Origin of the sequence: Gordonia phosphorivorans, from assembly GCF_042432625.1 — a bacterium.
Lineage (GTDB): Bacteria > Actinomycetota > Actinomycetes > Mycobacteriales > Mycobacteriaceae > Gordonia > Gordonia phosphorivorans.
This window is the reverse complement of the sequence record NZ_JBHLWV010000013.1, coordinates 46,381-60,026: the sequence shown is the minus strand read 5'-3', so window position 1 is coordinate 60,026 and position 13,646 is coordinate 46,381. Positions and strand designations below refer to the sequence as shown.

The 13,646-nt window shown below is 70.0% G+C and carries 11 protein-coding genes; 8 read left to right on the top strand and 3 right to left on the bottom strand.

Features of this window, described 5'->3' with window-relative positions; genetic code table 11:
* Positions 1-29: 29 nt before the first annotated feature.
* From gatC to gatB, 5 genes are all read left to right on the top strand, one after another.
* Positions 30-341, top strand: a complete 312-nt coding sequence (gene gatC / locus ACFFJD_RS04910; RefSeq protein WP_382361761.1) for an Asp-tRNA(Asn)/Glu-tRNA(Gln) amidotransferase subunit GatC — start codon at positions 30-32, stop codon at positions 339-341.
* Positions 338-1,834: an Asp-tRNA(Asn)/Glu-tRNA(Gln) amidotransferase subunit GatA gene (gatA, locus tag ACFFJD_RS04905; protein WP_382361759.1), complete on the top strand. Its 1,497-nt coding sequence runs from the start codon at positions 338-340 to the stop codon at positions 1,832-1,834. Before gatC ends, gatA begins: the two co-directional genes overlap by 4 nt.
* Before the next feature lie 95 nt (positions 1,835-1,929).
* Positions 1,930-2,961 carry an ATP-dependent 6-phosphofructokinase gene (locus ACFFJD_RS04900; protein WP_382361757.1) on the top strand — a complete coding sequence of 344 codons (1,032 nt, stop codon included), beginning with the start codon at positions 1,930-1,932 and terminating at the stop codon, positions 2,959-2,961.
* Between the two features lies 1 nt (position 2,962).
* Positions 2,963-3,646, top strand: a complete 684-nt coding sequence (locus ACFFJD_RS04895; protein WP_382361755.1) for a DUF5701 family protein — start codon at positions 2,963-2,965, stop codon at positions 3,644-3,646.
* A gap of 61 nt (positions 3,647-3,707) precedes the next feature.
* Positions 3,708-5,213 carry an Asp-tRNA(Asn)/Glu-tRNA(Gln) amidotransferase subunit GatB gene (gene gatB, locus ACFFJD_RS04890; protein ID WP_382361754.1) on the top strand — a complete coding sequence of 502 codons (1,506 nt, stop codon included), beginning with the start codon at positions 3,708-3,710 and terminating at the stop codon, positions 5,211-5,213.
* An 82-nt stretch (positions 5,214-5,295) separates the two neighbouring features.
* Here the strand turns inward: gatB and ACFFJD_RS04885 are convergent, their stop codons facing one another.
* Positions 5,296-6,447: a PQQ-dependent sugar dehydrogenase gene (locus ACFFJD_RS04885; protein ID WP_382361752.1), complete on the bottom strand. Its 1,152-nt coding sequence runs from the start codon at positions 6,445-6,447 to the stop codon at positions 5,296-5,298.
* An 81-nt stretch (positions 6,448-6,528) separates the two neighbouring features.
* Between ACFFJD_RS04885 and ACFFJD_RS04880 the strand changes: the two genes are divergently transcribed.
* The gene (locus ACFFJD_RS04880) at positions 6,529-7,614 is read left to right on the top strand and encodes a DoxX family membrane protein (RefSeq protein ID WP_382361750.1); all 1,086 of its coding nucleotides are present in this window, start codon (positions 6,529-6,531) and stop codon (positions 7,612-7,614) included.
* 643 nt (positions 7,615-8,257) lie between these two features.
* On the opposite strand, the gene ACFFJD_RS04875 is transcribed toward ACFFJD_RS04880, so the two are convergent.
* Positions 8,258-9,199 carry a GlxA family transcriptional regulator gene (locus tag ACFFJD_RS04875; RefSeq protein WP_382361748.1) on the bottom strand — a complete coding sequence of 314 codons (942 nt, stop codon included), beginning with the start codon at positions 9,197-9,199 and terminating at the stop codon, positions 8,258-8,260.
* Positions 9,200-9,307: 108 nt separating this feature from the next.
* Here ACFFJD_RS04875 and ACFFJD_RS04870 point away from each other — a divergent pair, with 108 nt between their 5' ends.
* Positions 9,308-9,619 (top strand): putative quinol monooxygenase, encoded by a 312-nt coding sequence (locus tag ACFFJD_RS04870; RefSeq protein WP_003941073.1) that lies wholly within the window; start codon positions 9,308-9,310, stop codon positions 9,617-9,619.
* 628 nt (positions 9,620-10,247) lie between these two features.
* Positions 10,248-11,573 (top strand): ISL3-like element ISPfr2 family transposase, encoded by a 1,326-nt coding sequence (locus ACFFJD_RS04865; RefSeq protein WP_068568956.1) that lies wholly within the window; start codon positions 10,248-10,250, stop codon positions 11,571-11,573.
* Between the two features lie 219 nt (positions 11,574-11,792).
* On the opposite strand, the gene ilvD is transcribed toward ACFFJD_RS04865, so the two are convergent.
* Complete coding sequence (gene ilvD / locus ACFFJD_RS04860) at positions 11,793-13,634, bottom strand: dihydroxy-acid dehydratase (protein WP_382361746.1); 1,842 nt, start codon at positions 13,632-13,634, stop codon at positions 11,793-11,795.
* Positions 13,635-13,646: the final 12 nt, after the last annotated feature.

Sequence of the window (13,646 nt, the reverse complement as noted above, 5' to 3'; positions counted from 1 at the left end):
CACCGCACGTGTACGAGAGGAGCCTGACGATGCCATCGCAGTCCGAGCCGACCATCAGCAGGACCGAGGTCGCCCACCTGGCGCGTCTGTCCCGACTGGCGCTCACCGACGACGAACTCGATCAGTACGCCACGCAGCTCGACTCGATCCTGGGTCACGTGGCCCAGGTCGCCGAGGTGGCCGCCGACGACGTTCCGCCGACCGCCCACCCGGCCGATCTGAGCCACATCGTCCGGCCCGACGCCGTGGTGCCGGGCCTGACCGTCGCCGAGGCCCTGTCCGGGGCGCCGGCCGTCGAGCAGGACCGTTTCGCCGTTCCGCAGATCCTCGGGGAGGAATGACCACCGTGAGCACCCGTACCGCCAATGAGATCACCGGCCTGTCCGCCGCCGAGCTGGCCGCGAAGATCGCCGACCGGGAGCTGTCCTCGGTGCAGGTGACCCAGGCGCACCTGGATCGCATCGCCGAGATCGACGGCGAACTCGGCGCCTTCCTGCACGTCGGCGCCGACGAAGCGCTCGCCGCCGCCCGCGCCGCCGACGCGACGATCGCCGCGGGCGAGGCCCCGTCCGCGCTCACCGGCGTGCCGATCGCCCTCAAGGACGTGTTCACCACCGTCGACGCGCCGACCACCTGCGGCTCCAAGATGCTGGAGAACTGGACCGCGCCGTACGACGCGACGCTGACCACCCGGCTGCGGGCCGCCGGCATCCCGATCCTCGGCAAGACCAACATGGACGAGTTCGCGATGGGCTCGTCCACCGAGAACTCCGCCTACCAGGTGACCCGCAACCCCTGGGACACCGACCGGATCCCCGGCGGTTCCGGCGGCGGCAGCGCCGCGGCGCTCGCCTCCTACCAGGCGCCGCTGGCCATCGGCACCGACACCGGCGGTTCGATCCGGCAGCCGGCCGCGGTCACCGCCACCGTCGGCGTGAAGCCCACCTACGGCACCGTCTCCCGCTACGGGTTGGTGGCGTGCGCGTCCTCGCTCGACCAGGGCGGGCCGTGCGGCCGCACCGTGCTCGACACCGCACTGCTGCACGAGGTGATCGCCGGTTTCGATCCGCGCGACTCCACCTCCATCGACGTCCCCATCGGCGACGTGGTCGGTGCCGCCCGCGCGGGCGCCACCGGCGACCTGACCGGTGTCCGCGTCGGCGTGGTGAAGCAACTGCAGGGCGAGGGCTACCAGCCCGGCGTCCTGGAGTCGTTCGAGAAGGCCTGCGAGGTGCTCCGCGCCCAGGGCGCGACCATCGTCGAGGTGGACTGCCCGCACTTCGAGTACGCCCTCGGCGCCTACTACCTGATCCTGCCCTCGGAGGTGTCCAGCAACCTGGCCCGCTTCGACGCCATGCGGTACGGCCTGCGCGTCGGCGACGACGGCAGCCACAGCGCCGACGAGGTGATGGCGCTGTCCCGTGCGGCCGGTTTCGGCCCCGAGGTGAAGCGACGCATCATGATCGGCACCTACGCGCTGAGCTCGGGCTACTACGACGCCTACTACGGCCAGGCGCAGAAGGTCCGGACGTTGATCGCCCGGGACTTCGCCGCGGCCTTCGAATCGGTCGACGTGCTCGTCTCGCCGACCACCCCGCAGACGGCGTTCAAGCTGGGGGAGAAGGTCGACGACCCGTTGTCGATGTACCTGTTCGACCTGTGCACCCTGCCGGTGAACCTCGCGGGCAACGCCGCCATGTCGGTGCCGTCGGGCCTGTCGTCGGCCGACGGCCTTCCGGTGGGTCTGCAGATCATGGCGCCGGCCCTGGCCGACGACCGTCTGTACCGCGTCGGTGCGGCCTACGAGGCGGCCCGCGGACCGATCGAAGGCTGAGTCGAGCGCGTTGCGGTGGCCGGTCCCGTCGGGATCTGATCGAATGGAGGCGTTCGCCCGCGGTGGGGCGTCGCAGCGATGGGAGATCAGGCACGATGGCTCGATACGGGATTCTCACGTCCGGCGGTGACTGCCCCGGCCTGAACGCGGTGATCCGCGGGACGGTGCTGCAGGGCACCACGGTGCACGGCCAGGAGTTCGTGGGTTTCCGCGACGGCTACCGGGGCCTGGTGTACGGCGACATCCGTCCGCTCAACCGCCTGGCGGTGCGCGGCATCTCGCGCAACGGCGGCACCATCCTCGGCACCAGTCGCTTCGGTCCGTACAGCGAACCCGACGGCGGTCCCGAGAACATCAAGAAGGTGCTCGAGCGGCTGGAGATCGACGGCGTGATCGCCATCGGCGGCGACGGCACCATGGCCGCGGCCAACCGGCTCTACGAGGACGGCATCCCGATGGTGGGCGTCCCCAAGACCATCGACAACGACCTCGAGGCCACCGACTTCACCTTCGGTTTCAGCACCGCGGTGGAGATCGCCACCGACGCCGCGGACCGGCTGCGCACCACCGGCGACTCCCACCAGCGCTGCATGGTGCTCGAGGTGATGGGTCGGCACGCCGGGTGGATCGCGATCTACGCGGGCGTCGCCTCCGGTGCGCACGTCACGCTGATCCCGGAGGCGCCGGAGACCCTCGACCAGATCTGCCGGTGGGTCACCGAGGCCGCCGAACGCGGTCGCGGCCCGCTGGTGATGGTGGCCGAGGGCTTCACGCTGCCGGAGATGGACGACGCCTACTCCGACAAGGGCCTGGACGAGTTCGACCGCCCGCGGCTGGGCGGCATCGGCGAGATCCTGGCGCCGCTGATTCAGGAACGCACCGGCATCCAGACGCGCGCCACCACCCTCGGCTACATCCAGCGCGGCGGCGTGCCGACGGCCTTCGACCGGGTGCTCGGCACCCGCTTCGGGCAGGCCATCAGCGATGTCCTCGCCGACGGCGACTGGGGGCAGATGGTGGCGCTGCGCGGCACCCAGATCGAACGGGTGCCGTTCACCGACGCCGTCGGGCACACCAAGTCGGTGCCGCTGGACTTCTACCGCGGCGCCCGCGCCCTGTTCGGCTGACATGGCCGAGCAGCCCGCGCTGCCGTCGGTCGCCGAGCAGGCGCGGCGGCTCGTCGACCTCGGTGTCGCCGAGCTGTCCGGGCTCTCCGCCGCCGACTTTCTCGCCCACGCGGAGGCCCTGACCTGCGATGACGGTGTCGAGCGGCTGCTCGTCGTGGATCCCGCGCGGGTGCCGCCGTCGGAATTGGCACCGCTCATGCGGCTGCCCGGTCACGACGCGGCCGAGGCCAAGGAGGGCTTCGTCGTGGTCGACATGAGCGACGTCGACCGGTTCGGTCCGCTGCCGGAGATCGCGGTGCCGGACGGACCGCTGTACACGGTGACCGCCCCCGATCGCGGCGACGGCTACGCGAACTGGTCGCCCGACGAGGCGCTGCCGGAGATCCACGCGGCCGGGCGCACCCCGCTGCTGCTGCACGAGGCGATCACCTGGGCGCTGCAGACGCCGCGGGTGGTGGCACCCAACCACTGCTACATGGCGATCGGCTCCCGGCTGCGCAAGGCCGACGGCAGGCTCGACGCCCGCACCCCCGCGGTGTGGATCTCCGGCGGCACCGGACGCGACGGCCGGGCGCGCAAGGGCGCGCCGAAGGTGGGCTGGTGCTGGGCCGGAAACCGGCACACCTGGCTGGGCATCGCCTCCGCGCAGGGGCGGGCGGGCCGTCGGGCGTCGTCGACCCACTGACCACCGCCCGCGGGGGCTGGCGGGGGACAGCCTGCATCGGGCCCCAGATACGATGGTCGGCATGAGTGTGGCTACCGACGACCTGATGGATTTCGACGAGGCTCTCCAGCGATTCGATCCCGTGATGGGCATGGAGGTGCACGTCGAACTCGGCACCGCATCCAAGATGTTCTGCGGCTGCCCGACCACCTTCGGCGGCGACCCCAACACCCAGGTGTGCCCGGCGTGCCTGGGCCTGCCGGGCTCGCTGCCGGTGGCCAACAGCAAGGCCATCGAGTCGGCCGTGCGGATCGGTCTGGCGCTGAACTGCTCGATTCGCAGGTCGAGCGTGTTCGCGCGGAAGAACTACTTCTACCCGGACCAGCCGAAGAACTACCAGATCAGCCAGTACGACGAGCCCATCGCCTATGAGGGCCACCTCGACGTGATCCTCGACGACGGCACCACCTGGCGGGTGGAAATCGAACGCGCGCACATGGAGGAGGACACCGGTAAGTCGCTGCACGTCGGCGGCAGCACCGGCCGCATCCACGGGGCCAGCCACTCGCTGCTGGATTACAACCGCGCCGGGGTGCCGCTGGTGGAGATCGTCTCCAAGCCCATCGTCGGCGCAGGGGAACGCGCCCCCGAGGTGGCCCGCGCCTACGTGACCGCCCTGCGTGATCTGCTGCGCGCCCTGGAGGTCTCCGACGTCCGCATGGACCAGGGTTCGATGCGCTGCGACGTCAACCTGTCGCTGATGGCCAAGGACGCCACCGAGTTCGGCACGCGCACCGAGACCAAGAACGTGAACTCGCTCAAGAGCGTCGAAGCGTCGGTGACCTACGAGATCCGTCGGCAGGCCGCGCTCCTGACCTCCGGCGGCGAAGTGATCCAGGAAACGCGTCACTTCCACGAGGCCGACGGCAGCACGTCGGCCGGCCGCCGCAAGGAGACGGCCGAGGACTACCGGTACTTCCCGGAGCCGGACATGCCGCCGGTGATCGCCGAGCCCGCCTGGGTGGACGAACTGCGCGGCACCCTGCCGGAGCTGCCGTGGGTGCGCCGGGCCCGGATCCAGGCCGACTGGGGCGTGTCCGACGAAGTGATGCGCGACCTGGTGAACGTCGGCGCCGTGGAACTGATCATCGCGACGGCCGAGGCCGGTGCCAGCCCGGACGCCGCCCGCAGCTGGTGGGTGTCGTTCCTGGCGCAGCAGGCCAACACCCGCGGCGTCGAACTCGACGGCCTGGCCATCACCCCCGGCCAGGTGGCCGAGGTGATCGGGTTGGTGGACGAGGGCAAGCTCACCAACAAGCTGGCCCAGCAGGTGGTCGTCGCCGTGCTCGACGGCGAGGGCGAGCCCGCCCAGATCGTCGCCGACCGCGGCCTGGAAGTGGTGCGCGACGATTCGGCGCTGCAGAAGGCCGTCGACGACGCCCTGGCCGCCAACCCCGACATCGCCGACAAGATCCGCAGCGGCAAGGTGCAGGCCGCGGGCAAGATCGTCGGTGACGTGATGAAGGCGACCCGCGGTCAGGCCGACCCGGCCCGCGTCAAGGAACTGGTGCTGGCCGCCTGCCAGTAGGCCCGAACAGCCGACGGCCCGGCACCACCCGCTTCCGGGTGGTGCCGGGCCGTTCGCGTCGGCGCTCCAGGCGTTGTCTGCGTCAGGTGTTGTCGTCGGCGGAGGACGCGCCACCGGTGTAGATCGCCACCCGATCGTTGGTGGTGGTGGGCGGAGCCCCCGGCACCGACTTGTTGACGGTGGCGATCTGCATCGCCGCGCCGAACGAGGTCATCCGGCCCACGGCGCCGTACTGCTCCTTGACGTCGCCCTGCTGCGGGTTGCCCACCGCGGGGTTCGCATTGGAGGGCGCGGCCAGCGAATCGATGCGGAAGGCTTTGGCCATCGACACCGAGATCACGCCGCCGGACACGGCGCAGCCGGTGATCCCCGGCCGGTCGGCCCAGGTCCACAGGCTCCGCAGCCCGCCGGCCTCCACCTGCTGCAGCCGGTCGCCGGCCGGTCCGCTGTCGGCGACGAAGAGGTTGCCGCTCTCGGGGTCGGGGCACAGCGCGACGTTGGCTCCGAATCCCGAGGCGATGATCTTGGGTCGCGGCTCGGTGAGGTTCGGGTCGATGGTGAACAGCTTGCCGGCCAGGGACCCCGGGTCGGCGGCAGCGGCCGCGTTGCCGGCGTTGCCGGTGGCCACCCGCAGTTCGGTGGGGGACACGAAGCTGATCGACCCCATGTTCCCGGTGGCGCCCTTGGGGATGCCGGTCAGGATCGGCTTGACCGAACTGCCCGAGGCGATGCGGACCACCCGATTGTCCGAGCCGGTGCTGATCAGCGCGTAGATCATCTGATCCTGCAGGTAGGTGGGGGACAGTTCGAAATCGATCAGCCCACCGTCCCCGGCGGCGTCGACCGGCACCGTCGCCACCGTGCGCTGCGGACCGTACCGCTGCGAGATGATGATCTTGCCGGTGGTGCGCTCGGCCACGTAGGTGGACTTGCCCTCTGGATCCGCTGGACGGACACCGCTCGTGGTGCCCAGGCAGGTGGCGATCACCGCCGGATTGGGATCGACGCACGGGCCGCTGGGCACCGGTCGGTCCTCTTCGGTGGGCGGTGGTGGAGGAGGCGGCGGCTTGGGGCCCGCGGCGCCGTCGGGCACCGTCGTGAAGCTCCCCGCCTCGGCGGAGCGCTCCTGCTCGCTGAAGTCCGCGCAGCCCGCCGCCGACAGCACGGTGATCGCGGCCACAGCGGTGGCCGCGAGCGCACGACGGGAGGCGATTCCCGGGATCGGCAAAGGCATGCCCCAACACTATGCGATCGTTACCAAATCGTCGGGTGGCGATCCCCCGGTGCGCGCGCGGGCGCACCTACCCTCGAGGGTGTGAGTAGTTCAGACGACGCCCGACCGGCGCGGCGACCGCAGCCAGACCGGGATTCCTTCTACGACAAGCATGCGCGCACCCCTGCGCCCGCCGTTGTCAACGACATCGACGACGACGTGCCCGCGACCACCGTCATCAACACCTCCGACGACGACGCACTGCCGACGGTGCAGATTCAGCAGCCGGACGACGACGAGACCACCGAGACCCCCGCGGTGCGGTCGGGTGCCACCCGCACCGACGTGCGCAGCGACTCGGACACCGTGGTGACCGAGCCCTTCGTCGACGTCGACGACGAGACCGCCGACGAGGCGGCGTCCGCCCAGAAGCGGCGGGCCGCCGAGCACCTCACCGAGGATCCGCTGCCGTACATCGAGCCGCAGCCCACCGCGCGCCTGGACTGGGAGGACGAGCCGCCGGTGCCCGAAGCGGGTACCGCCTACGCGGCCGCGCCGGTGGAACCGGTCGACGAGCCCGGTCGCGACCGCGACGACGAGGCCGACGTGGAACCGGTCGGTCGCGGCACCGCCGACCTGGGTCTGCTGATTCTCCGCGTCGTGGTCGGCATCGTGTTCGTGATGCACGGGCTGCAGAAGCTCACCACCTGGACCTGGCTCGACGGTTTCGGGATCGACGGCTTCGCCGCGTTCCTCGCCAACACCGCGCCCGGAGCGGACCCGAACCTGGGCTTCGACCCCGACGTCACCCGCACCCTCGCCCTGCTGGGCGGGCTCACCGAGACCATCGGCGGCGCGTTCCTGATCCTCGGCCTGATCACGCCGATCGCCGGGTCCGCCGTGCTCGGGGTGATCCTGGTGGCCGGCGCCTACAAGATGACGCTCGCCGGCGGCGTGTGGTTCTTCACCGCCCAGGGCGGCGGAGGCATCGAGTACGAGCTGGTGCTCGCGGCCGCGGCCGTCGCCCTCATCCTGTGCGGGCCGGGCACCTACTCGTTCGACCGCCAATGGGGCTGGTCGCGTCGACCCGCATGGGGCTCGGCCGCGTGGCTCATCATCGCGATCGCCGCGGCGGTGGCCGTGTGGGTTGTGTTCAATGGGTCCAACCCGCTCCTCGTCGGGGCCTGAGCTGCTTCTTCTCTTCGTCGTGTCCGCGCGGGCGGGCACCCACGATTCTCACTAGTCCTCGCCGATCGGCGAGGAGGGTCCCCTCGCGCGTCAAGGTAATCGGCTGCGGAGGGTTCGAATCGCGGGTGCCCGCCCGCGCTGCGCGTGTGGGTGTGCCCCGGCTTGAGGGTCCGCGCGGGCGGGCGCCCTCGATTCTCACTGGTCCTCGCCGATCGGCGGGGAGGGTGCCGTCGCGCGTGAGGGTAATCGGGCTCTTCCCAGATGAGGGTGTAGGTCGGTCGGGCGCGTCGGTCCGCAGATAGACGTCGAGGTCTCCCGACGATGGAGGTTCCTACGCCATCCATCCGAAAGACCTCGACGTGACCGACACAACCCCGCCGGCCGGCTTCGGCCGCCCTGACCTCACCGCCTTCGCGGCTCATCCCAATCGACCCTGATCGGGTCTGCTGACCCCCTCGACGAGAACGCAGCGACATCACAGCCACCCAACCCCGACCGTCCGGGAAGCTGGGGCACGTCACACGGCCTGTGCTGCGGGCGTGTCGAGTGGGTCGTCCAGGGGCGACGCAGGAGCGTCGACGCGACGTGCTGAGAGGTGGTTCCAACCGAGCGCTAGGACACTGGCTACAGGCATGGCGATAGGTCAGGAACGGCGTCGCTCCCTGCGCAGGAGGGAGCGCAGAGTCTCGGCGTTCGCGTAGCCGACCCGTAGCGCGATCTCGGCGGAGGTGAGGTCCGTGGTTGCTGAGAGGTGCCGAGCTCGTTCGATGCGAAGCCGTTGGACGAAGCCGAGCGGAGTGAGGTTGAGCGCCGCACGGACTCGTCGTTCGAGGGTGCGCCGGCTGGTGCCGAGCGACTGCGCGACGAAGGCGACGCTGAACGGCTCGTCCAGGCGGGCGCGCACGAAGCGTTCGAACTCGACGACGATCGGGTCCTCGTGCCGGAGATGTTCGTAGGCGACGAAGGCCGCCTGCGACGGACGCTCGTCTATGATGAGGAGCTTGGCGACATGTTGGGCCAGGTCGGGGCTGATCGATCGCACGAGTGAGAGCGCGAGGTCGATGTGGGCGAACGCGGCGCCGGCGGTGACGAGGTTCCCGTCGACCACGACCATGGTGTCGAGATCGAGGGCGACGGTCGGATAGCGCTTCAGGAACTCCGGCCCCAGGAACCAACTGGTCGTCGCCCGCCGATGATGCATCCGTCCGGTCTCGGCGACAGCGAACACGCCGGTGCACGCCGCGGCGATCCGGGTGGTCGCCTCGTCGAGGCGCCCGAGCGAGGCGATGACCGAACGAGCATCTCGGCTCTGGAGGGCGTCGTGGGTCGCGGCGGCCGTGAGGGTTCCAAGCGCAGGGACGACGACCACGTCGAACTCTCCGGACTCCGACAGCGGGTGGTCCACCGACAGGGTCATCGATGCCGTCGTGGTCACTCGCCGTTTCGGTCCGAGGATGGCGAGTTCGATCGCGTCGATCCGCGGGTCGACATCGCTGCGGGCTCCGTCGGCCACCCGCACGATGTCGATGATCGACGCGACAGCCGAACCGAAGCAGCCGTCGATCGCGATCAGTCCGATACGCATGGCGCAAACAATAGCAATACTGCCGTATACGCCACTTCTCACATGCCCTTGCTCGTCATACGCTGAACTCGCTTCACCAAGAAACCTCGACACCTAGGAGAACCCCTCATGTCCACACCCGCATCACTTCCGTATGCCTTCGTCGCCAAGATCGTCGCGGCCGATGGACAGCACGACGCGCTCGCCGATCTGCTCGCCGGCGCTGTCGCGCTCGCCAACGAAGAAGTAGGAACGATTGTCTGGTTCGCGGTCAGGACCCACGCCGACACCTTCTGGATCTTCGATGCATTCCCCGACGAGGCCGCTCGCGACGCCCACGCCAACGGCGCCATCGTCGCAGCCCTGATGGCCAACCAGCACCTCCTCGGCGCAGCACCCGAGATCCTGGCGGCCGACGTCCTCGCGTCCAAGCTTCCGTAGTCCGCCAACGCACGAGACGATCGCGCCCCGCCGAGCCGTCGCCAGGTCGCGACGCAGCGCCACGCTGCGTTGCCGAGCGGTGCGAGGCCTATCGGCACACGGACAGGATGTCCGAGCGTTCATCCGGCGAGGGGTCCGTCGCAGAGGAGAGCGACGTCGGGTGTCGGGCAGAGCGGTGAGGCCAGCGCATCGCGCGACCATCAGAACCGAACCGCCCCTGCCCTACGTTTCCGCAGGTCAGGGGCTGTTCGCCGGAGCCGCCTGTCGGAATCGAACCGACGACCTAATCACGTCGGCTTTGCGTCTATCGCCTGATGCGCCCACTGGGCGAACGAGCCGCTGACCTGCGCGAACGCCGAGCGTGGGGGACGCCGCCATCCGGTGGTGACCGACGACGACCGACTAGTACCGACCGTTTCACCGGAGCTTGCGGCGGCGTCGAAGCCGAGCAAGCTCCATTCTTTTAGCTCACCGCGCCCTCCTCCTCGCCGGTCCCGTCTTCGTCGAAGACGTTTCAGGGGTCTTCTCAGATGCCGGTGTAGGTCGGCCGGGCGCGTCGGTCCGCAGATAGACGTCGAGGTCTCCCGACGACGGAGGTTCCTACGCCATCCATCCGAAAGACCTCGACGTGACCGACACAACCCCGCCGGCCGGCTTCGGCCGCCCTGACCTCACCGCCTTCGCTCGACTCGACGGCCTCGGTCTGAGCGTGACCGGACAACGACTTGAACCGGATCGTGCGGTCCTAGCGTGCCGCGTGGTGGAACCAGATCAGTGGTGCCGACGGTGCGGCAGCGAAGGCGCTGCTCGTGACACCGTGATCCGGCGGTTGGCCCACGAGCCGCTGGGCTGGCGACCGACCGTGCTGGAAGTTGTAGTGCGCCGCTACCGCTGTGCCGACTGCGGACACGTGTGGCGCCAAGACACCAGCGCCGCTGCGGAGCCACGCGCGAAGCTCTCGCGCACCGGGCTGCGGTGGGCGCTGGAAGGGATCGTGGTCGCACACCTCACCGTCGCCCGTGTCGCCGAGGGACTCGGGGTCGCGTGGGACACCGCCAACAACGCGGTCCTGGCTGAAGGCAAGCGGCTGCTGATCAACGACCCCACGCGGTTCGAGGGCGTGAAGGTCATTGGCGTCGATGAGCACGTCTGGCGCCACACCAGGCGTGGCGACAAGTACGTCACCGTGATCATCGACCTCACCCCGGTCCGCGATGGCGCCGGCCCAGCAAGGCTGCTGGACATGGTCGAGGGCCGGTCGAAGGCGGCGTTCAAGACCTGGCTCGCCGACCGCGACGACGCCTTCCGTGACGCGGTCGAGGTGGTCGCGATGGACGGCTTCACCGGGTTCAAGACCGCCGCTGCGGAGGAGATCCCGGACGCGGTCACGGTGATGGATCCCTTCCACGTCGTGCGCCTGGCCGGTGACGCCCTCGACAGGTGCCGGCGCCGGGTCCAACTCGCGATCCACGGGCACCGTGGGTTCAGGGACGACCCGCTCTACAAGTCGCGGCGCACGCTGCACACCGGCGCGGACCTGCTCACCGACAAGCAGAGCGACAGGCTACGCGCGCTGTTCGTTGATGACGCTCACGTCGAGGTCGAGGCGACCTGGGGTGTCTACCAGCGCATGATCGCCGCCTATCGCCACGAGGACCGGCAACGTGGCCGCGAGCTCATGGAGAAGCTGATCACCGACCTCAGCGCCGGCGTCCCCAAGGTGCTCACCGAGCTCACCACCCTGAGCCGGACCCTGAAGAAGCGAGCCGCTGACGTGCTCGCCTACTTCGAACGACCCGGCACCAGCAACGGGCCGACCGAGGCGCTCAACGGACGGCTCGAACACCTGCGCGGCTCCGCACTCGGGTTCCGCAACCTGACCAACTACATCGCCCGAAGCCTGCTCGAGACCGGCGGCTTCAGACCCCAACTCCTACACCCCCGATTGGGATGAGCCGGTAATCGGCTGCGGAGGGTTCGAATCGCGGGTGCCCGCCCGCGCTGCGCGTGCGCCCGGCCCCCCGCGTTCGCGCCGGTCGGACGCGTTCGCGCCCGCGGGGTGCGTTCGCGTCGAACGGGAGCGACGCGAGGGTGCGCGAGGGGCGCGAACGGGAGCGGAAAGCACTCGGGCGGCGGACACGTGAGTGCCCGCCGCCCGAGTTTGTGCGGTGTGTCAGTCGACGACGCGGACGGCGCCCTTGTCGGCGGAGGAGGCCAGCTTCGCGTAGGCGCGCAGCGCCTGGGTCACCGGACGCTCGCGGTCCTTCGGCTGCCAGGGACGCTCGGAGGCCTCCATCTTGGCGCGCCGGTCGGCGAGGGTCTGGTCGTCCACCAGCACCTTGAGGGCGCGGGTCTCGACGTCGATCAGGATCTGGTCGCCGTCCTCGATCAAGCCGATGGTGCCGCCGCCGGCCGCCTCGGGCGAGACGTGGCCGATCACCAGGCCCGAGGAGCCGCCGGAGAAGCGGCCGTCGGTCACCAGACCGCACTTCTTGCCCATGCCGGTGCCCTTCATGAAGGCGGTCGGGTGCAGCATCTCCTGCATGCCGGGGCCGCCCGCGGGACCCTCGTAGCGGATCACCAGCACCTCACCGGCCTGCAGCTGCTTGGACAGGATCGCGTGCACGGCGTCCTCCTGGCTCTCCACCACGCGGGCCGGGCCCTGGAAGTGGAACAGGTCTTCGTCGATGCCCGCGGTCTTGAGCACGGCGCCGTTCTCGGCCAGGTTGCCCTGCAGCACGCAGAGGCCGCCCTCCACCGTGTAGGCGTTCGCCAGGTCGCGGATGCAGCCGCCCTCGGCGTCGGTGTCGAGCGAGCTCCAGCGGTTCTCGGTGGAGAACGGCTCGGTGGTGCGCACACCGCCGGGCGCGGCGTAGAACAGGTCGACGGCGTCGTCGGTGGCCTTGCCGCCGCGGATGTCCCAGTCGTCGAGCGCGGCGCCCAGGCTGGGGGCGTAGACGGTGGGGACCGAATCGTCGATCAGTCCGGCGCGACGCAGCTCACCGAGGATGGCGGGGATGCCGCCGGCACGGTGCACGTCTTCCATGTGGTAGTCGGAGTTGGGCGACACCTTCGACAGGCACGGCACCTTCCGGCTGATCGCGTCGATGTCGGCCAGGTCGAAGTCGACCTCGCCTTCCTGGGCCGCGGCCAGAATGTGCAGCACCGTGTTGGTGGACCCGCCCATCGCCACGTCGAGCGCCATCGCGTTGGCGAACGCGGTCGAGGTCGCGACACTGCGGGGCAGCACCGATGCATCGTCGTCCTCGTACCAGCGCTTGGCGGCCTCGACCACGGTGGTGCCGGCGCGCTGGAACAGGCGACGACGGTACTCGTGGGTGGCCAGCGTCGAACCGTTGCCCGGCAGCGACAGGCCCAGGGCTTCGGTGAGGCAGTTCATCGAGTTGGCGGTGAACATGCCCGAGCAGGAACCGCAGGTGGGGCAGGCGGACAGTTCCACCTCGGTCAGACCCGCATCGTCGACCGCGTCGTTGGCCGACGCCGAGATCGCGGTGATGAGGTCGGTGGGGGCCTGGGCCACGCCGTCGACCACCACGGCCTTACCGGCCTCCATCGGACCGCCGGAGACGAACACGGTCGGGAGGTTCAGCCGCATCGCGGCGTTGAGCATGCCCGGGGTGATCTTGTCGCAGTTGGAGATGCACACCAGCGCGTCGGCGGTGTGCGCGTTCACCATGTACTCCACCGAGTCGGCGATGATCTCCCGGCTGGGGAGCGAGTACAGCATGCCGCCGTGACCCATGGCGATACCGTCGTCGACGGCGATGGTGTGGAACTCGCGCGGCACGCCACCGGCCTCGCGCACCGCCTCGGCCACGATGTCGCCGACGTTCTTCAGGTGCACGTGCCCGGGCACGAACTGGGTGTACGAGTTCGCGATCGCGACGATCGGCTTGCCGAAGTCGTCGTCGGTCATTCCGGTCGCTCGCCACAGCGAGCGTGCTCCGGCGGCCTCCCGGCCGACAGTGGTGGTGCGAGACCGCAGTGCGGGCATGTTTCCTCGTTC